General features: G+C 51.6%; 20 protein-coding genes and 1 pseudogene. 3 read left to right on the forward strand and 18 right to left on the reverse strand.

The window, feature by feature from the left end:
* Positions 1-4 precede the first annotated feature (4 nt).
* From cysC to EYB48_RS03055, 10 genes are all read right to left on the reverse strand, one after another.
* Positions 5-694, reverse strand: a complete 690-nt coding sequence (gene cysC, locus EYB48_RS03010) for an adenylyl-sulfate kinase (RefSeq protein ID WP_162018783.1) — start codon at positions 692-694, stop codon at positions 5-7.
* Positions 695-789: 95 nt separating this feature from the next.
* Positions 790-2,553 (reverse strand): methyl-accepting chemotaxis protein, encoded by a 1,764-nt coding sequence (locus EYB48_RS03015; RefSeq protein ID WP_162018784.1) that lies wholly within the window; start codon positions 2,551-2,553, stop codon positions 790-792.
* A 375-nt stretch (positions 2,554-2,928) separates the two neighbouring features.
* A complete protein-coding gene (locus tag EYB48_RS03020; RefSeq protein WP_162018785.1) occupies positions 2,929-3,354 on the reverse strand; it encodes a GNAT family N-acetyltransferase in 426 nt (141 codons plus the stop codon).
* A 137-nt stretch (positions 3,355-3,491) separates the two neighbouring features.
* A complete protein-coding gene (locus tag EYB48_RS03025) occupies positions 3,492-4,400 on the reverse strand; it encodes an alpha/beta fold hydrolase (protein WP_162018786.1) in 909 nt (302 codons plus the stop codon).
* Positions 4,401-4,449: 49 nt separating this feature from the next.
* Positions 4,450-5,349, reverse strand: a complete 900-nt coding sequence (locus EYB48_RS03030; protein ID WP_162018787.1) for an SDR family oxidoreductase — start codon at positions 5,347-5,349, stop codon at positions 4,450-4,452.
* A gap of 57 nt (positions 5,350-5,406) precedes the next feature.
* Positions 5,407-6,402, reverse strand: coding sequence for an NADP-dependent oxidoreductase (locus EYB48_RS03035; RefSeq protein ID WP_162018788.1), 996 nt, complete (start codon positions 6,400-6,402; stop codon positions 5,407-5,409).
* A 103-nt stretch (positions 6,403-6,505) separates the two neighbouring features.
* The gene (locus tag EYB48_RS03040; protein ID WP_162018789.1) at positions 6,506-7,018 is read right to left on the reverse strand and encodes a PaaI family thioesterase; all 513 of its coding nucleotides are present in this window, start codon (positions 7,016-7,018) and stop codon (positions 6,506-6,508) included.
* Positions 7,019-7,104: 86 nt separating this feature from the next.
* The gene (locus EYB48_RS03045; RefSeq protein WP_162018790.1) at positions 7,105-7,896 is read right to left on the reverse strand and encodes an SDR family oxidoreductase; all 792 of its coding nucleotides are present in this window, start codon (positions 7,894-7,896) and stop codon (positions 7,105-7,107) included.
* A gap of 116 nt (positions 7,897-8,012) precedes the next feature.
* The gene (locus tag EYB48_RS03050) at positions 8,013-9,830 is read right to left on the reverse strand and encodes an acyl-CoA dehydrogenase (RefSeq protein WP_162018791.1); all 1,818 of its coding nucleotides are present in this window, start codon (positions 9,828-9,830) and stop codon (positions 8,013-8,015) included.
* Positions 9,831-9,866: 36 nt separating this feature from the next.
* Positions 9,867-11,045 (reverse strand): acetyl-CoA C-acyltransferase, encoded by a 1,179-nt coding sequence (locus tag EYB48_RS03055; protein ID WP_162018792.1) that lies wholly within the window; start codon positions 11,043-11,045, stop codon positions 9,867-9,869.
* 341 nt (positions 11,046-11,386) lie between these two features.
* Between EYB48_RS03055 and EYB48_RS03060 the strand changes: the two genes are divergently transcribed.
* Complete coding sequence (locus EYB48_RS03060; RefSeq protein ID WP_162018793.1) at positions 11,387-13,051, forward strand: MFS transporter; 1,665 nt, start codon at positions 11,387-11,389, stop codon at positions 13,049-13,051.
* A gap of 133 nt (positions 13,052-13,184) precedes the next feature.
* Here EYB48_RS03060 and EYB48_RS03065 read toward each other — a convergent pair whose 3' ends face one another.
* The 4 genes from EYB48_RS03065 to queE all read right to left on the reverse strand — a co-directional run bounded on the left by EYB48_RS03065 (position 13,185) and on the right by queE (position 15,812).
* Positions 13,185-14,096: an LD-carboxypeptidase gene (locus tag EYB48_RS03065; protein WP_162018794.1), complete on the reverse strand. Its 912-nt coding sequence runs from the start codon at positions 14,094-14,096 to the stop codon at positions 13,185-13,187.
* 84 nt (positions 14,097-14,180) lie between these two features.
* Positions 14,181-14,726, reverse strand: coding sequence for a tRNA adenosine(34) deaminase TadA (gene tadA / locus EYB48_RS03070; protein WP_162018795.1), 546 nt, complete (start codon positions 14,724-14,726; stop codon positions 14,181-14,183).
* Entirely contained in the window at positions 14,726-15,169 is a 444-nt protein-coding gene (queD, locus tag EYB48_RS03075) for a 6-carboxytetrahydropterin synthase QueD (protein WP_162018796.1), read from the reverse strand. Before queD ends, tadA begins: the two co-directional genes overlap by 1 nt.
* Positions 15,170-15,176: 7 nt before the next feature.
* Positions 15,177-15,812, reverse strand: coding sequence for a 7-carboxy-7-deazaguanine synthase (queE, locus tag EYB48_RS03080; protein ID WP_162018797.1), 636 nt, complete (start codon positions 15,810-15,812; stop codon positions 15,177-15,179).
* 470 nt (positions 15,813-16,282) lie between these two features.
* Between queE and EYB48_RS03085 the strand changes: the two genes are divergently transcribed.
* Positions 16,283-17,809: a Fic family protein gene (locus EYB48_RS03085; protein ID WP_162018798.1), complete on the forward strand. Its 1,527-nt coding sequence runs from the start codon at positions 16,283-16,285 to the stop codon at positions 17,807-17,809.
* Positions 17,810-17,919: 110 nt separating this feature from the next.
* Here EYB48_RS03085 and EYB48_RS19485 read toward each other — a convergent pair whose 3' ends face one another.
* From EYB48_RS19485 to soxR, 4 genes and pseudogenes are all read right to left on the reverse strand, one after another.
* The gene (locus EYB48_RS19485) at positions 17,920-18,060 is read right to left on the reverse strand and encodes a transposase (RefSeq protein ID WP_408058247.1); all 141 of its coding nucleotides are present in this window, start codon (positions 18,058-18,060) and stop codon (positions 17,920-17,922) included.
* A gap of 63 nt (positions 18,061-18,123) precedes the next feature.
* Positions 18,124-18,438 (reverse strand): transposase, encoded by a 315-nt coding sequence (locus EYB48_RS19490; RefSeq protein ID WP_408058251.1) that lies wholly within the window; start codon positions 18,436-18,438, stop codon positions 18,124-18,126.
* Positions 18,411-18,597: pseudogene (locus EYB48_RS19495) on the reverse strand (transposase); the annotation flags it as partial. The gene EYB48_RS19490 and the pseudogene EYB48_RS19495, both read right to left, overlap by 28 nt.
* Positions 18,598-18,674: 77 nt before the next feature.
* Positions 18,675-19,160, reverse strand: a complete 486-nt coding sequence (soxR, locus tag EYB48_RS03095) for a redox-sensitive transcriptional activator SoxR (RefSeq protein ID WP_162018799.1) — start codon at positions 19,158-19,160, stop codon at positions 18,675-18,677.
* 80 nt (positions 19,161-19,240) lie between these two features.
* Here soxR and EYB48_RS03100 point away from each other — a divergent pair, with 80 nt between their 5' ends.
* On the forward strand, positions 19,241-19,744 hold the full coding sequence (locus tag EYB48_RS03100; protein ID WP_162018800.1) for a flavodoxin family protein: 504 nt from the start codon (positions 19,241-19,243) through the stop codon (positions 19,742-19,744).
* Positions 19,745-19,884: the final 140 nt, after the last annotated feature.

The following is a 19,884-nucleotide window of genomic DNA, read 5'->3' on the forward strand; positions in this document are numbered from 1 at the left end:
CAGTTCACCTCATCAAACATCGCTCCGCCAGATAGGCCAGTAACTGGTCTGCAGCAGTCTGCGTTGTTGTTAACTCGGTATCTATCGTGAAATCAGGGCTTTGCGGCTCCTCATAGGGAGCACTGACACCGGTGAACTGCGGAATCTCGCCTCTTCTGGCTTTGGCATACAAGCCTTTGGGATCACGCTGCTCACAGGTTTTACCTGATGCCTTGACGTATACCTCAACAAAATTGTCATGACCGATAATGTCGGCTGCCATCGCACGGTCTGCGCGTAAAGGCGAGATGAACGCAGTAATCACGATCATGCCAGCTTCATTAAACAGATGCGCGACTTCCGCTGCACGACGTAAATTCTCGCGCCGGTCAGCGACGGTAAAGCCTAAATCGCTATTGAGGTGATGCCGCAGGTTGTCTCCATCCAGCACATAACACAGCTGCCCGCGGTCCAGCAGCTGCTTTTCGAGTGCATAAGCCAGTGTGGATTTGCCAGCGGCGCTGAGCCCGGTCATCCATAAACATAGCGGACGCTGACCCAGTACCCTCTCCCTTACTGTAGCTGAGACATGACCGGAATGCCAGACTACATGCTGTGCGCGGGGCTGACTATCGGGCAAAAAGCGCCCAAGTGTCTCTTTCCTGTCGATAGCCAGCGGCGGCGCTGTCGGGACGGTTTGCACGAAGATTGGCATATGCCCTCCTGTTACTCTACTTCTCAATGACTCTGTGATGCAATGAATCAGAATCTAAACCTGCCAGCAATTGAAATGGCTGACTGCTTTACAGCTCAGAATTCTTCCCATTCCTGCTCAGTCGCGGCTTTGGTCTGGCGTGCAGGCTGGGCGTTAGCACTGATACGCTTGATCTGTTTGAGCGATGGCGCTGGCTGCGCATGCGGTGCAGCTTTTTTGACCAGAGGCACGACTTTAGCGGATTTCCCCGCTGCTACCGGGCTATTCAAATTAGGTGAAGCACTTTGGGCTGAGGACAGGATGAAAGTACTGACCAGGTCGCTCAGACTATCCGACTGATTTTGCAAAGAGGCCGCAGCTGCAGCCGCTTCTTCCACCAAAGCTGCATTCTGTTGGGTCACATCATCCATTTGAACGATTGCTTCGTTGATCTGTTCGATACCGGCAGTCTGTTCCTGGGTGGCCAGCATGATTTCATTCATGATGGTGGTCACGCTTTGTATGCTGCCGACGATTTCTTCCATCGTCGCACCAGCCTGATCGACCAGTTTGGCGCCAATCTCTACCTTGCTAACGGAATCATCGATGAGTTTTTTAATTTCACGTGCAGCCTCTGCAGAACGCTGTGCCAGATTGCGTACTTCAGTCGCTACCACGGCAAAACCACGCCCCTGCTCACCTGCCCGTGCCGCTTCAACGGCGGCATTCAGCGCCAAAATATTGGTCTGGAAAGCGATGCCATCGATAACACCGATAATATCGACGATCTTGCGTGAAGAATCATTGATCGAGCCCATCGTCTGTACCACTTCTCCGACCACGCTGCCCCCCTTCACTGCCACATCAGATGCAGACACAGCGAGCTGATTGGCCTGCCGTGCGCTGTCTGCATTTTGTTTCACCGTTGAGGTCAGTTCTTCCATCGAAGACGCGGTTTCTTCCAGCGAACCTGCCTGCTGTTCTGAGCGTGAAGATAAGTCCATATTGCCGGAAGCGATCTGGCGCGATGCGCTGGCAATCGTTTCGGTACCGGTTCTGACCATGCCAACGATATCCGCCAGGCCATTGCGCATATCGCGCATTGCGTGCATCAGACTGTGGCTGTCACCCTTGTCGACCCGGATGTCCATACTCAGGTCGCCAGAGGCAATTTTTTCAGCGATCTGCACCAGATAACGTGGTTCACCACCCAGTTGCGCCAGCAAACTGCGCACGATTAACCAGGCAGCGACAGCGCCTACCAGTAAGGCCACACAACCCAGCATAATCAAAGTACTGCGTGCCTGTTTATAGTCAGCCTCTGCTTTGACTACCGCGGCCTGATTCTGCTTTTCCTGCTCAACCATCTGTTCATTAATCATATCCCACCATTTGCGCTGCACGGGACGATATTCATAACGCAGGATGCGATAGGCTTCTTCGGTCTGTTTTTGTAAAGCCAGACCTGCCGCTTTTTCAATAAATGGCAGTGATAATTTAGATTGCTCTGCGATCTTATCCAGATTTGCGAGGTCTGCAGGTGAGGACTCAGGATCCGTCTTCAGCAATTGATATAGCTTGCTCTGTGCATCAGCGTATTTTTTATTTTGCGCTGCGATGCGGTCTACCTCTATCTGTATCTCTTTTTGCTCGGTCAGCAAAATCAGATTACGCAATGCCAGCGCGCGCTCGGTGACGGTCAGATACATGGTTTGTGCAGTACGGATTTCTTCGTCATTGAATTGAACGATTTGTTCCATGCGCTTATTCATCTGCTGCATATTAATAATCGCCATTGCCAGAATGACGAACATAAACACAAGCACCAGGCTGAAACCGCTGATGAGTCTGGTCGAAACTTTGGTATTTTGTATATTCATTTTTTCCTCCGCACGCGCACCATATCCATACTGCTACAAATTCAACACACAAAATGCCCTGGCTATAGCAAATGCCCGACTTTTCCAGACAGGCAAAGCGGACCCGCACTGCTGCCACATTCAACACTGTCTCCAGGTATTTCGGCATTCCATTACCAAAAGACTAAATGCAAAAAAATGTTACATAGATCTTACTGTAGTGCATATATTTCAAAAGTCACTATTTATTATTAACTTATCTATAGATGGAAAAATCATATGCTACATCGATATATAGCGATGAAAGGCTGTGTCGTGGACAGCTCAAAAACAGGAGGAAGCGGCCATAAAAAAAGCCAGCGCTGAGGCTGGCTGCTGCGGCAATCGCGGTAGCAATTACAAGGCGTGCTTCATCGCGACATGCGGGATGCCGGCTTCTTCAAAACTATCGCCCTCACGCACAAAGCCTTCACGCAGATAAAAACGCTCTGCCGTGTGCTGGGCATTCAGGCGCACTTCGGCATCACCACGGCGTCTGGCCTGGCTCATGAGTTCACGCAGAATTTCGGCACCGACCCCCAGATTGCGTGCCGAAGCCAGCACCGCCATGCGACCGATATGCCCATCGGGCAGCAAGCGTCCGGTACCGACAGCCTGTTGCTGTTCATTGTAGGCCACCGCGTGCAGGCATTGCGCATCCATCACATCCCATTCCAACTCTGCCGGGATATTCTGTTCGACGACAAAAACCTGATAACGAACCGCTTGCGCATCCTTCTGCAAGCTACTCCAATCTCCTAATACGACTCTGACTGTACTCATGGACGACTTCTCAGTGTTGAAGGGACTTGTAAAACCGGCGCATGCTACGCTATTACTCTGCAAGCTGTGCGGCCATCCCGGGTGGAAAAACGAACAATATACGCCTGCCAGCATGGTACTTGCAAGCCCTGTCAGACTCACTCAGAGCCTAGGAATTGCCGTAACAGCGCATTCACTCTTTGTGGCTGTTCATGGATCACCCAATGCCCGCCCTCAGGAATCCGTACGATCTGTAAGTCGGGGATAAAAGCTTCTATACCAAGCAGCAGACTGGCTGGCAAAGCCTGATCGGCTTCACCCCAAATGATGCGTACCGGTGGCTGCACACAGAAATCAGCGGGATTCAATTCCAGGCGCTGCGCACCAGCCGCCTGATTCGTCGGCGGGTGTAAGGGCGAAGCACGGTAGTAATTGACACCGCCATGCAAGCCGTGCTGCCAGCATGCGTGGTACTTGCTGCGGGTATCCGCATCAAACCAGACTGCAGGCGGCTGTCCCATGCCTTGAAAAAAACCTTCCATTAAAGCGAAGTTGTCTTTCGCCAGTGCCTGCTCAGAACCCGGCTGCCGTAACCAGTTCATATACGCACTGGACGCCTGCTGCGCCGGATCGTTTGCGAGTGCCTGCATGAACAGATAAGGATGCGGGGAATTAATGATGATCAGCTTTTCTACCAGCTGGGGCAAGGCAATCGCGAGATTCCAGCATATCGCGCCACCCCAGTCATGCGCAACGATGATCGCTTGCTGATAACCCAGCGTAGTAATCAGACCCTGCAAATCATCGACGATATGTCTGGCTTTGTAAGCAGCGGGATCAGTGGGCATATCGGATAAATTAAAGCCTCGCAAATCCGGCGCCACCGCGAAATAATCCGTGCCGAATTCTTCCAGCTGCGCTACCCATTCATACCAAAATTCGGGAAAGCCATGCACAAATAAAATCAGCGGCTGGCCAGGCTCACCGGCACTCGCATAATGCAGGCGCGTGCCATTCGGCAGTTGCGCAAATTGTCCGCTCTGTATCTGAACCTTTGCCGTACTCATACTACGCTCCTGTGCCTTGAATAAGAGGATGAAACGAGCCGGACCGCGCTCAGGATTTCAGTTTTTCACGCAGCATATCGCGTATATGCGGTGTTGCTTTGTAGGGATCGCCGGGATTACGTTGCTGCACGATGTCTTCCATTCTGTCCTGCACATTCGCCAGCGCTGCCGGATGCGAATAGATGTAAAACTGTGCATCAGCGATCGCCTTGAAAGTATTCTCAGCCACTTCCTGCGCCGTCACCTTGCCTGAACTGACTGCTTTATCAGACATCACCTGTGCTACCCGCTGACTGACGGTAGGCGCACTGCCAGCCACATCTTCGGGCCGGTTACGATGCGATTGCGCGATACCAGTTGGCACAAAATACGGGCAAAGCACCGAAGCACCTATCGGTGCTTCGACCAGTTGTAAGTCCTGATACAGCGATTCTGACAGCGACACCACCGCATGTTTGGACACGTTATACACGCCCATGGTCGGCGCATTGAGCAAGCCAGCCATTGATGCAGTATTGACGATGTGTCCTTCGTAGTCAGCATCCTGACGTGCACATGCCAGCATCAGCGGCGTGAATATCCTGACGCCATGAATCACGCCCCACAGATTCACACCGAGCACCCATTCCCAGTCGGCCTGGGTGTTTTCCCAGATCAGACCACCGGAGCCAACCCCGGCATTATTGAACAGCAGATGGACTGCGCCAAAGCGCGCCATTGCTGCATCGGCCAGTGCCTGCACCTGATCCGCATGGCGCACATCGCAGGTCTGCGCCAGCACCTGCACGCCCTGTGCACTGAGCTCAGCACTCAGCGCATCAAGCGCTTCTTTTTGCACATCGGCCAGTACCAGCTTCATCCCCAGCCTTGCACCTATCGATGCAAATTCACGTCCAAAGCCACTTGCAGCGCCGGTAATCACGGCCACCCGATTGGTAAAAGTCTTCATCTTGTCTCCTGTTTATTTTGTAATCGATGATGAATTGCTCAAGCTGGGCAGCTGGACTTAGATCAGCCTGACCAGTTGTTTGCCAAAATTACGGCCTTTTAACAAACCGATCAGTGCTTCCGGTGCCTGTGCCAGCCCTTGTGCGACAGACTCACGGAACTTGAGCTGGCCGCTGGCGACCTGTGCGCCCAGTTCCTGCAAGCCCTGTGGCCATAGATCCATATGCTCAGAAACAATGAAGCCACGCATAGTCAGGCGCATCGTCAGGAACACGCGTGAATTCTGGATAGGTACCGGTTCGCCGTTATAGCCAGCGATCATGCCGCACAAGGCAATGCGGCCAAACGGATTCATACGCGTCAGCGTCGCATCAAACACTGCGCCGCCTACATTTTCAAACAAGGCATCGACGCCATCCGGTGTGGCCGCTGTCAATGCAGCCTGCCAGTTTTCCGCTTTGTAATCGATACAGGCATCAAAGCCCAGTTCATCAACCACATAAGCGCATTTTTCCTGGCCACCGGCGATACCCACCACACGGCAGCCACGCTGCCGTGCGAGTTGACCGACTACGCTGCCCACCGCACCACTGGCGGCAGAAACGACTACGGTTTCACCGGCTTTAGGCTGCATGATATGGGTCAGGCCATACCAGGCCGTCAGGCCAGGCATGCCCACCGCCCCCAGATAGGCAGACAAAGGGATGTGAGTCGTATCGAGCTTACGTAACAGGCCGCCATCCGATACCGCCATTTCTGTCCAGCCGCTCATACTGATGACCTGATCACCCACTGCAAAACGCGGATTTTTTGTGGCGACGATTTCGCCGACGGTACCGCCTATCATGGTGGCATTCAAAGGCTGCGGCTCGGCATAGCTTTTACTGTCCTGCATACGGCCACGCATATACGGGTCGAGCGACAGATAGTGATTACGGATCAGGACTTCGCCATCCTGAATCTCAGGTACTGCCAGGGTCTCAAGCCGGAAATTATCCGGGCTGATTTCGCCCTGCGGACGGGATGCTAAAACGATGCGTTGATAGGTGTTCATACAGGTATTCCTTTCGGTCAGGATGGAGGCATGTCGCGTCAGCGTCGCTACGCCCGGCCGGATTCAGGCCTCTATCCTGGATTGATACAAAATTGGGCGCTGCTTAATCGCTGCCGCACAGCTTTTTCATGTTTTCTCCGGACTTCAGACGGCGCAGGTATTTAAAGGTGCCCATTGCCTTCGCAATCAGGCGCTCGCCATGCCAGACTTCAGCTTCGCAAAAGCACATGGTGGTGGATTGATGAAAGGCCTTACCACGTGCCTCGATGCGGCCTCCCGCAACGCCGCCGGGTTGCAGGAAACTGGTTTTCATCTCTACCGTCACCACACCCTTCAGATCTTCATGCAGTGAACGTCCGGCCATCGCCATCACCACATCCAGCATGCTCATCAGCACACCGCCATGGGTGATCATCCAGCTATTCATATGGCGGGTCTCCAGATCCAGTGCAATTTTGGCCTGGCCGTTAGCCATCTCCAGAAACTCCACCCCCAGATCATGCAGGAAGGGATTGAGTTCAGCGGTCGGTTGTACCAGCACAGAACCCGGCTTAGGTATCGCTGGTGTAGCTGGTGTCGCTGACACAGCTGCGTCGGAAATGGATAATTCTTTCATGGATTCATCAACAAACAGACTGGCTGCCGCAGCAGCCTCAGTCTTGAAAAAAAGGCGAACAAGCCTGAAACAATGCAGACGCTGTATCAGGCCACTGCAGACACGCCACCATCCACAGCCAGGGTCTGGCCGGTAATGTGCTTGCCTGCATCGGAGGCGAATAATACCGTGATTCCCTTTAAATCTTCGTCGTCCCCGATACGCTGCAAAGGTGCCATGCGCGACAAGTTCTTTTCGCCCAGATGTTCGAGTATGCCTTTCGTCATTTTGGACGGGAAGAAACCGGGAGCGATCGCGTTGACCGTAATGCCGTACTGACCCCATTCACCGGCCAGGGTGCGGGTAAAATTAATCACGGCTGCTTTCGAGGTGTTATATGCAATCGTCTGCATGGTGCCGGGCGCATTACCAGCCAAACCTGCGATGGACGCGACATTGATGATGCGGCCAGTCTGGCGCGGTATCATGCTGCGTTTGCCTACGATTTGCGACAGCAGGAAGATACTGCGCACATTCAGATCCATCACCTTATCCCAGGCTTCCAGCGGGTAATCCTGTGCCGGCGCACCCCAGGTTGCACCGGCATTATTGACCAGAATATCTATCTGCCCTGCCTGCGCCAAAGCCTGCTCCGCCAGTTGCTGCACAGCTGCTTCCTGCGCCAGATCCGCGGCTATCGCACTGGCAGCGATGCCACGCTCATGCAAATAAGCGACGGCCTGATCCAGCTCATCCTGCTTGCGCGCCGACAGGATGACGCGCGCGCCCTGTTCGCCCAGTGCTTCAGCCATTTGCAGCCCCAGCCCGCGTGAGCCGCCGGTAACCAGTGCTGTTTTACCCTGCAAATTCATCAGTTGTTGTACGCTGCGTGCGGTCATTGCATCTCCATCCTGTGTTGAGCTCAAGGCAGCAGCCAGCGCCACATCAGCGCCAGCCCTTGTATGAGTCTGAAATTGTTTTTCGGTTTGAATGTATTCGGCAGTTGGGTCTGGCCTCAGAACCAGCTGTCCTGCATATCGAGACTGGTGCGGTCAAGCTGCCCCAGGATGTCGAGTTGCGCATGAACTTTCGGTAATTCCCATTGAAAGAAATAGCGGCAGGCCTGCAATTTTCCTGCGTAAAAATCGGCATCGTGGCCCAGCTTTTGTTGAAGCGCACATAAAGCCTGCTCCAGCCAGATCCAGGAAACCACCGCATGTCCAAATACCTCCAGATACAAAGAGGCATTTGCCAGCGTCAGATTCTTATCCTCCTGGCTGTGCAAGAGCTTGGTGACCTGCGCCAGTCGTTGCAGCACCCTTGCCAGCGCTTTGCCATAGCCGACTAAGGGCTCGGTGTTGGCGGCCCGCAGCAGGGTTTTATGCATCAGTTCGCCCAGTGCTTCCAGCGCCGCGCCATCCTGCATGATGACCTTGCGTCCCAATAAATCCAGCCCCTGTATGCCATGCGTGCCTTCATGGATGGGATTGAGCCGGTTATCACGGTAAAACTGTTCGACATGGTATTCACGCGTATAGCCGTAACCACCATGGACCTGTATCGCGAGATTATTCGCCTCCAGACACCATTGTGATGGCCAGGATTTAGCAATCGGAGTCAGGATGTCGAGCAGCAGATTGGCATAGGTACGCGTAGCTGCATCGGGCGCCGTGCGCTCTTCATCCACCAGTCTGGCGCAGTAGAGATTCAGTGCCAGTCCGCCTTCGACATAGCTTTTCTGTGCCAGCAGCATGCGCTTCACATCGGTATGTTCAATGATGGGGATCTGCTTGCTGGCAGGGTCTTTATTCAGTGGTGCCCTGCCCTGAGGACGCTGACGCGCGTACTCCAGCGCATGCAGATAGCCGGTGTAACCCAGCATCACGGCACCAAGACCGACTCCTATGCGTGCCTCGTTCATCATGTGGAACATATTGGCCAAGCCCTGATGCAGATTACCGACCAGATAGCCGACAGCCCCGGCTTTCGCCTGCGGCTGGAATTTACCTTCACCGAAATTCAGCAGGCAGTTGGTGGTGCCGCGATAGCCCATTTTATGATTGAGGCCAGCCAGCACCACATCATTACGTTCACCCAGGCTGCCATCGTCCTGCACCAGAAACTTAGGCACGATAAACAGTGATATGCCTTTCACGCCGGGTATCAGCTTGCCGTGCTGGTCAGGTACTTTCGCCAGCACCAGATGAACGATGTTTTCAGCCAGCTCGTGTTCTCCGCCAGAGATCCACATTTTGTTGCCACTCAGGCGGTAAGTCCCATCCTGCTGCGGGATAGCCTTGCAAGTGATATCCGACAGACTGGAACCCGCCTGGGGTTCTGACAGGCACATGGTGCCGAAAAAACGGCCTTCCAGCATGGGCCTGACATAGCGTTCTATCTGCTCAGGCGTACCACAACGCAGCAAGGTATTGGCATTGCCTATGGTCAGAAACGGATAGGCGGCAGTACCCACATTAGCGGCTTTGAAATAGGCAAAACCCGCCTTTTCGACTACGCAGGGTAACTGCATCCCGCCATATTCGTAATCCTGGCCCGCGGCAAACAAACCTGCATTGCGAAAGGCCTGCAGCGCATGCCCGACTTCCGGAATCATGTGTACCGACGTGCCGTCAAACACCGGCTCATTTTCATCCGCTTTTTTATTATGGGTCGCGAATAAATCACTGGCGATCTGCTCACAGGTATCAAGTGCGGCACTGAAGGTTTCCCGACTGTGATCCGCATAGCGCGGGCGTTCTTGCAGCTGTTCTACCTGCAGCCACTCAAACAATAAAAAATCCAGATCACGGCGGGAGACAAGTTTAGATTGCATAAATCACTCACAAGAAGTCAGAACGCATATTAAAAATCAGACTACTTCAAACAAACCTGCCGCGCCCTGGCCGCCGCCTATACACATAGTCACGACCACATATTTCACGCCACGGCGCTTGCCCTCGATCAGCGCATGACCAGTCAGACGCGCACCCGATACGCCATAGGGATGGCCGACCGCGATTGAGCCGCCGTTCACGTTTAATCTGTCCATAGGGATGCCCAGTTTGTCGGCGCAATACAATACTTGTACTGCGAAGGCTTCGTTTAATTCCCACAGACCGATATCCTCAACGCGCAAGCCAGCCTTTTTCAAGAGCTTAGGGATCGCAAATACCGGGCCTATGCCCATCTCATCGGGTTCGCAACCCGCCACCGCAAAGCCTCTGAAAATACCCAGCGGTTGTAAGCCTTTGGCTTCAGCCACTTCCGAGCGCATCACAATCGCTACCGAGGCACCATCTGAGAACTGACTCGCATTGCCAGCGGTGATCACGCCACCAGGTAAGGCGCTACGGATTTTCGACACGCCTTCGAGTGTGGTATCAGCCCGAATTCCCTCATCAGCAGCGATCGTGACTTCACGGGTAATCAACATACCGGAGGCCTTATCCGCCACGCCCATGGTGGTGGTCATAGGGACGATTTCCGCATCAAACAAACCGGCTGCCTGTGCCGCTGCAGCACGCAGCTGACTTTGCACGCCATACTCATCCTGACGTTCACGCGAAATCTGATAACGCTTGGCCACCATTTCAGCGGTCTGCAACATAGGCCAGTACACTTCCGGCTTATGCGCCTTGAGCCAGGGCTCGACGATCATGTGTTTATTCGCCTCGTTTTGCACGCAAGAGATAGACTCGACACCGCCTGCCGCAAAAATATCGCCTTCACCGGCGATGATGCGCTGCGCTGCCATGGCTATCGTTTGCAAACCGGAAGAACAGAAACGGTTAATCGTGACACCGGCCGTCGTAACCGGGCAACCAGCCCGCAGCGCAATCTGGCGTGCGATATTGCTGCCGGTTGCACCTTCCGGTGTGGCACAGCCCATCACTACATCCTCAACCTCTGCTGCCTCGATACCGGCACGTTGTATGGCGGCCTGCAGCACATGTCCGCCCATGGTCGCACCATGGGTCATATTGAAAGCGCCTTTCCAGGACTTAGCTAAACCCGTGCGGGCGGTAGAAACGATGACTGCGTCTGACATAGGAGGTCTCCTGTTATAGGTATGGTTCAAACGGGGTTTTCTGACAGCAAGTCTGACACGCCTTAGGCTGACTTGCTTCAAGACAAATCAAACAATCCGCAGCAGAATAGCACAATTAAGCACGACCGTTCGATAATTGAAAATTTCTCTTCGATGTGTCTTTTTTTAACAAAAAACCCAACAAAATTGCCCTTGTGTAAGTTTCTGTAAGTTTCAAGAAAGCATGCCGTAAGCTTTCGCTCGCACACTCAAGCTGTGCAAAAAAGATCAGCTTGGCAATTGTATGTCGTCCAACTGATTGCATTGCCCAATTACTTTAATACATAAAACAGGAGACAAGCATGGCGACAGCACCTATTGCAACGTCAGGCGGCATGACAGCTGAAGAACGCAAAGTCATTTTTGCGTCCTCACTCGGTACCGTCTTTGAATGGTATGACTTTTATCTATATGGCTCACTGGCAGCCATCATCGCCAAGCAATTCTTTGCCGGCGCAGATCCAAATACCGCTTTTATTTTTGCTTTGCTGGCTTTTGCAGCTGGCTTTATCGTGCGTCCTTTCGGCGCGCTGGTGTTTGGTCGCCTGGGTGACATGATAGGTCGTAAATACACCTTCCTGGTCACCATCCTGATCATGGGCGGCTCGACTTTCTGCGTTGGCTTATTGCCGAATTACGAAGCATGGGGTGTCGTCGCTCCTATCATCCTGGTTTCCCTGCGTATCCTGCAAGGTCTGGCACTGGGCGGCGAATACGGCGGTGCCGCAACTTACGTCGCAGAACATGCGCCGCATGGCAAGCGTGGTGCTTACACAGCCTGGATTCAAACCACAGCGACTTTGGGCCTGTTCCTGTCGCTGATGGTGATTCTGGGTACACGTACCGCGATCGGTGAAGAAGAGTTCAATATCTGGGGCTGGCGCGTTCCTTTCCTGGTTTCTGTTTTCCTGCTGGCGATCTCGGTATGGATACGTTTGTCCATGAATGAATCCCCTGCTTTCGCGAAAATGAAAGCAGAAGGCAAAACGTCCAAAGCACCGCTGACCGAATCCTTCGGCCAATGGAAAAACCTGAAAATTGTGATCCTGGCGCTGGTAGGTCTGACTGCTGGTCAAGCCGTGGTCTGGTACACAGGTCAGTTCTATGCGCTGTTCTTCCTGCAGCAAACACTGAAGGTTGATGGTGCAACAGCTAACCTGCTGATCGCTGCTTCGCTGGTTATCGGTACACCTTTCTTTATCGTGTTCGGTTCCCTGTCCGATAAGATCGGTCGCAAACCGATTATCCTGGCTGGCTGCCTGATCGCTGCTGTGACTTACTTCCCGATTTTCAATGCTTTGACTCACTATGCAAATCCGGCACTGGAAGCTGCATTGAAAAACTCCCCGGTGGTCGTGACTGCTGATCCGGCTGACTGCCAGTTCCAGTTCAACCCAACCGGCACCAAGAAATTCACTTCTTCCTGCGATATCGTAAAAGCAAAACTGGCTGCAGCATCGGTCAACTATGCCAATGAAGTTGCACCGGCTGGCACAGTTGCGACAGTCAAAGTCGGCGACAAAGTCATCACTTCGTATGCTTCTACCGGTTTGCCAAAAGAAGAAGCTGCAGCCAAAGATAAAGCCTTCTCGAAAGAACTCAGCGAAGCGATCAAAGCAGCTGGCTATCCGGCCAAAGCAGATCCTAAGGCAATCGACAAACCTATGGTGCTGGTCTTGCTGGTGATCCTGGTGTTGTACGTCACCATGGTGTATGGCCCGATTGCTGCGATGCTGGTTGAAATGTTCCCAACCCGTATCCGCTACACGTCTATGTCCCTGCCTTACCACATCGGTAATGGCTGGTTCGGCGGTCTGTTGCCAACCACAGCATTCGCGCTGGTGGCATTCAAAGGCGATATTTACTACGGCCTGTGGTATCCGATCATCATCGCGCTGGCTACTTTTGTGATTGGTGCGCTGTTCATCCGTGAAACCAAAGACGTTGATATCTATGCCGGTGACTAAACCGGGCGTATCTGCCTCAGGCTTGCAACTGAGCTGAGGCAGTACAGATACCTGAAACGCAAAAAGAGAAAGCCACCTTCACGGTGGCTTTCTCTTTTTGCAAGCTGGCTGCAGCAATCAGTGCTGAATCAGCTTACCACTGCATAGCCAGTGTAGCCTGTTGCTGCGTAACCATGAGTTCCGCCTGGCTACCCACCATCAGACTGGCACGCATAGGCGTATGTCCAAATGGCAGCCCGGTCACCACCGGTACCGCGATGATGCTGCGCAGATAATCCAGCATCGCTTCCATGTCATAACCATTGTCATGCGGCGCCAGCTTGTAAGCCGAAAAATGTCCGAGCACGATCGCTTTTTGATTCGCTAAGGCACCTGCATAATGCAATTGCAGCAGCATGCGCTCTATGCGATACGGGTGCTCACCGATATCTTCGAGGAACAGTATGCCTTCCGGCTCATGGTGCCAGTAAGGCGTGCCGGCAGTATGCGTGAGCATGGCCAGATTGCCACCCCACAACTTACCCGACACTTGTAATTCGCTGCTGTATGCAGTTTCAAACTCTACGCGATGACTGTCAGCAGAAATACAGTGTATGAACTGGTCTATCGTATAGAGCGACTGCTGCTCACGTGTGTAATCATCACACAGCATGGGACCAGCCAGACTGCGACAGCCACGCTGCAACAAGCCCTGATGCACCAGCGTGAAATCACTGTAACCAACAAATAATTTGCCACTTTGTGCCAGCAAATCAAAATCGATTGCGGGTAGCAAACGTGACAGCCCATAGCTGCCGCGCAGCGCCAGCACAATATCTACTTCAGGGTCACTGGCAGCGGCATGAATTTGCGCGACGCGATGCGCATCTCTGCCACCAAAGCGCTGATATTTTTGTTCGGGATCGTAGTAGGAGTGCACCGTAAAACCCTGCTCTTGCAGGCGGGTCAGTCCTAATTTGACAGCAGCTTCATCCGGTGGCGCACCGCTGGGGGCGATCACTGCAATGTGCTTAGGGCTAGTGCTGAGTGCTGAGCCTGAATTCACAAGACACCTGCAAAAAAATAAACAGTTGCCAGAGTAACTGATTAATAGTTTTCCGGGCAATGCTTGGGAACAAAAAAACAGAGATTATGAGGCCTCTGGTGGTACCTGACCCTGCGCTTGGGCAAGCAGCTTTTTTTGAGCTGCGGCTAAACGCCGGCTACGGAAAAAATCCTGCAACAGCGCCGCGCATTCCTCAGCCAGCACACCGCGTGTCAGCTGCGTATGGTGATTGAGTTTAGGCTCATCAAAGATATTCAGCACTGAACCGGCGACACCGGTTTTATAGTCACTGGCACCGAAAATCACGCGCGCTATCCGCGCGTGCATCATAGCACCGGCGCACATCACACAAGGCTCCAGCGTGACATACAGCTCACAACCTGGCATGCGGTAGTTTTCCAGCAATGCGGCGGCTGCGCGCAGCGCCATCATTTCAGCATGGGCGCTGGGATCATGATCAACGATGGGACGATTGTAGCCCGCAGCGATGACCTGCCCGTCCTTGACCAGCACAGCGCCGACCGGGACTTCACCCTGCTCCCAGGCCAGCTTTGCCTGTGCCAATGCCAGGCGCATGAAACCCTCGTCTCTGTGCGCCTGCTCCGCAGCGGACAGTATTTCCGCTTTCATCAGCCGTCGATTTCTGCCCAGCAGTTAGGCGTTTCGTAGAGTGTGACTTTTTTCAGTTCCAGCGTACGGCCAAAACGATCATGGTAAACATCCTTCAGAATGTCGAAGGCGATCTTGGCCAGATTCTCCACGGTAGGCACGCGGTCTATCACTACCGTTTTATGTCCCGGCAGTTTTTCCAGGAAATTACGGATGATGTAGTCTTTCTCGTAGACGATGAAAGAGTGATCCCACAGATTGACCAGGTGCTCATTGGCAAGCGCCTTGATATCGCCAAAATCCATAATCATGCCATTATCGGATTCACCATCCTGCTGCACCACCTCACCAGTCAGGGTGATTTGCAGGGTATAGCGGTGACCGTGCAAATTACGACACTGGCTGCTGTGATCCGGAATACGATGACCGGCATCGAATTCCATTTTTCGGGTAATCGTTAACATGAAAAGCTTAAGGAATTTGTAGAAGTTTATGGGTTTGCAAGCTCAGCTTCCATTGCGGATTGGCTTTGCAAAACTCGATTGCGAGACGCAGATTATCATCCCGCAGCGGGCCATCCATGGCTTGCACGAAATAATGTTCAAAATCAAGATTAGCATATGTTGCCATATCCTGACCCAGTTGCGGGATCACCACCTTGATTTCATTGCCGCGCCTGACCTGCAAAGCCGAGCCCATTTTCGGACTGACGCAGACCCAGTCCACGCCTTCAGGCACAGGCAAGGTGCCATTGGTTTCAATCGCAATTTCAAAGCCGACCGCATGCATGGCAGCGATCAGTTCTGTATCCAGTTGCAATAAGGGCTCACCGCCAGTGAATACCACGTATTTACTATCCGGGTAAGACTGTGGCCACAAGGCGTTAATCGCCTGCGCCAGCTCCTGTGCAGATTTAAACTTGCCACCACCAACGCCGTCAGTACCGACAAAATCAGTATCGCAAAACTGACAAACCGCAGAGCTGCGATCCTCTTCCCTGCCCGACCACAGATTACAGCCTGAAAAACGGCAAAAAACCGCAGGGCGGCCAGCATGATTGCCTTCGCCCTGCAGTGTATAAAATATCTCTTTGACGCTATATGTCACGTCTTATTCCCATTCAATCGTAAATGGCATGCAAAGACCCAATACCGGCGCGGGTTTGCTGCAAACCTTTGATTGGAATACCATGATGAATACCATATGAAATTATTTTGCCTGATTTAAGAATAAATCAGCCGAACCGCGAATCATACCACAGCCACCGACTCAGGCTAAACCAACACATTATGGAATGCAACTTTAGTCAGAAGCCAGCGCTGCGGGTCAACCAGGATTGAGCTCGTGGTGCAGGCAAAAATAAGTTTCAATAATCTGCTTCAATAAGTCATTCAAGCTACTGTAATTGCAAGCTCAACATCACAGAACACATCCAACTGTATGCATTAGAGACTCTGCCTATGCTTAACTTGATTTAACGGAAGGTTCACATCAGCCAGTCCAAAGCACTCTGCTATAATCATTTTCATTAAAAAGTCGCGATTTATAACTGTTTTTATGACGGAGTAATCGATTTTATGGCTCAGATCGGGTATCAATGGCTTTCGCTGACTTATGATGTCCAGACCGTACGCCCATTAGCTGTACAGAGTGAAATCGGGCGCGGCCGCTCCACGACTAGCGATGATGACATACGCTTTGAAGTCTACCCGGAATCTTACCGCCCTCTTGGCACCTTTAGCGAGCAATTAGCTTTTGCATTCAAATATGAAGGTATCCATCTGGAATTTCTGGCCCGCCTTTTTTCACAGACTTTGGTCAAGCAAGAATTGGAACAATGGATTGCACGAGAACCAACTGGAAGTTATGCGCGCCGGGCCTGCTTTTTGTATGAATGGCTAATCAATGACACGTTGGCAGCCCCCAATCTGACGCGTGGCAATTACATTGATGCGCTGGACCCCGAACTGTATCTGGTCGGCACACCAATCAATTGCTCGCGCTGGCGTGTTCGTGACAATCTGCCGGGCAATCGTGATTACTGCCCTATCGTTCGACGAACCCCAGCCATTCAAGCCACTGAGACCTATGATTTACCAGCCAAACTAGCGGAATTAGAAAGCGATTTTGGCGTAGATCTGATCTTGCGCAGCACTGTCTGGCTCACGGTCAAAGAGAGTCGCGCCAGTTTTCTGATTGAACGTGAGCAGGATAAGGACGACCGCATACGCCGCTTCGCCACCATCATGGAAAACGAGTGCGGGCAAGACGACCACCCCCTCACACCCAAAACCCTTAGCCAATTGCAACGCGGCATACTGGGCGATATGGCGCTGCGCTACGGGCTGCGTCGCTCTCCAGTTTACGTTGGCCATTCGACGCACTATCAAGCGGTCGTTGATTACATCGCCCCGCATTGGGAACAAACCAACGCCCTTCTCGCTGGGCTTGCTTACTTTCTCGAACGTAGCCAAGGCGCATCGGCCATTCTGCGTGCAGCGGTGGCCTCTTTCGGCTTTGTCTATATTCATCCTATGGCAGATGGCAATGGCCGCATTTCGCGTTTTTTGATTAATGACATTTTGCGACGAGATGAGCTGATTTCCGCACCGATTATCTTACCTGTTTCAGCAACCATCACCGACAGCACTCAGGCGCGCGCCGCCTACGATAAAGTGCTTGAGCGTTTTTCTCGCCGCCTGATGCGCAAATATGCGGATCAATACTATTTTGGTGAACCGACCATCGCAGAAGATGGCGTTGAATACAATCTTTATTTCAACGCCTATGAAGATGCATTGCCGGCCTGGCGCTACCCCGACCTCACTGCGCACGCCGAGTATCTCGCCACAGTCATCGACACGACCTTGACCCATGAAATGCGCAAAGAAGCCCATTTCCTCAAGGCAAATGACCAAGCCCGTGCCGCCATCAAAGAATTTTTAGAAGCGCCCGATAATGAGCTCGACGGCATCATTCGCAGCATTCGACAAAATGGCAACGCGCTGTCTAATCAGCTATGCAAACGATATCCAATCTTTACCGAGAAACCAGCTATTGGTGAACGGATTGTTTGCGCGGTGGAGCAGGCGTTTCCTGATTAGGATGTAAATAAGCCGGGAAATTTGCCAGCTTACTTAATATATTCAGAAGCCAACTAATCAGCGAGCATCATTCCCATGCTATCGTAATTAACACAAGGGTCTATTAACATTCAAGCTATCCAAAGGTAAGCAAACACAAGATTGATGAAGGAACCGACGTTTCTATCCATTTTTTCATATCTTGTTGCGATCCTTCTGAGTTGCTTTATGCGGTTAAAAAAACGTTCAATAATATGTCGATCTTTGTACAAATGAAGGTCATATTCCCGCTACTCAAGCCTGTTTTTCTTAGGTGGAATAACCGCCTGCATACCCTAGGCGCCAAGGTATTCCACAAACGCATTCGCGTCATATCCTTTGTCGGTCAATAGTACTTTCGCCAGAAAGCCATCCACCAGCGGCTGACCTTGACTCATATCGGATTGCTCTCCTCCTGTCAGTAACCAACGCACAGGATTGCCAAGTTCATCCACCGCGACGTGCATTTTGCTCTTTAAGCCACCGCGTGAACGTTCTATCGCTTGGCGGCCTTCTTTTTTGCCGCACCTGCTAAGTGTAGATGCGCACGCTTGACCCCAACGCTTAAAACTTGTGTAGGTAGTATCCCAATTCCCAAGTTCTGCTGGCAAATCACGCCACGGCGAACTGGTTCGCACTATCCATAATACAGCCTCAATAAACTGACGGTTATCTTGCCCGGATCGCTCAGGATCACCTACTTTTCACGGCAATAAGGGTTCTATTTTCTCCCACTGATCATCTCGCAGTATCTTTCGAGTACTTTGCATGTCGGTATGCCGTTTTTCAAATACCGAATGTAAACACATTTCCCTGTATGTTAACAGGCGCTAGGTATCCCTACTGCTTATTCCTTTTCATTCTGAGTCTGTGATTCGAACCGCATTAGTCTCGGCCCAGAGCCTCGTTCAGATAACTCATCCAAAGGATTGCGAAGCTTGCAAGCCTCAAGAGATAAGCAACCGCATCCTATGCAGTCAGTTAGTTGTTCGCGTAGCTCGGTAAGGTTCGCAATTCTGTCGTCTAACTCTACTCTCCAGCGTGCCGATAATTTTTTCCAATCTGCAGCAGTCGGAGTTCGCCCCTCAGGTAACTCTGACAATGCAGTTTTGATTGATGCCAGTGAAATACCGATTCTTTGTGCCACCTTAATTACCGCAATTCGACGTAACACATCGCGAGAAAACCGCCGCTGATTGCCGGCACTACGCAAACTTTTTATAAATCCTTTGGACTCATAAAAATGCACAGCTGAAATTGCCACTCCACTGCGTTTAGCGACATCTCCAACTGTAAGACGATGGGAGGCATCGTCAGACAGAAATTTAGACATAAAAGCCTCTTGACCTAAAGTTAAGTTGAGGTTTTATACTAAATTTTGTTAATTTTCAACTTCATTTAAGGATGCTTGAAATGCGAGTAGCAATTATTTTAGGAACTGCGCGTAACCAGGGTAACACTCATCAATTAGCGACATACTTGCGAAACGGCGTTGCAGGAACTTTATTCAACCTAGCGGATTACAAAATAGGTACATACGATTACGAGCATCGCAACATCAACGATGATTTTCTGCCACTGATGAAAGAAATCCTGATGTTTGACCATATTATGCTGGCGTCACCAATCTATTGGTATGCCGCAAGTAGTGAAATGAAGGTGTTTCTTGATCGCCTTTCAGATTTAATGACGATTGAGAAGAATCTTGGCCGCCAGCTAAGGAGTAAAAGTGCGTCTTTGCTTGCTACGGGATGCGATATCGAGCCGCCGGTATGCTTTGAACAAATGTTTGAACTGACTTACCGCCATCTAGGTATTAACTATCTGGGAATGCTTTATTGTCCGTGCGTCGATCACCTCGAAATTGAGCAACATCAATTTGTCATTGATTCCTTTCTAAAGAATTTACATGCTTAATATTCTAATGGCCAGACAATGTCTAAAGAGCATCGACTTTAAAGACAACATAAACAATTAACTGCGATAAGCAGTCTTCTATTTATTTGACGAAATGGTGAAATAGGAATATTGAATGTGCCGCTCTTTGTTCGATATGG

It is taken from the genome of Cognatundibacterium crateris (genome assembly GCF_010078235.1).
Lineage (GTDB): Bacteria > Pseudomonadota > Gammaproteobacteria > Burkholderiales > Burkholderiaceae_D > Undibacterium > Undibacterium crateris.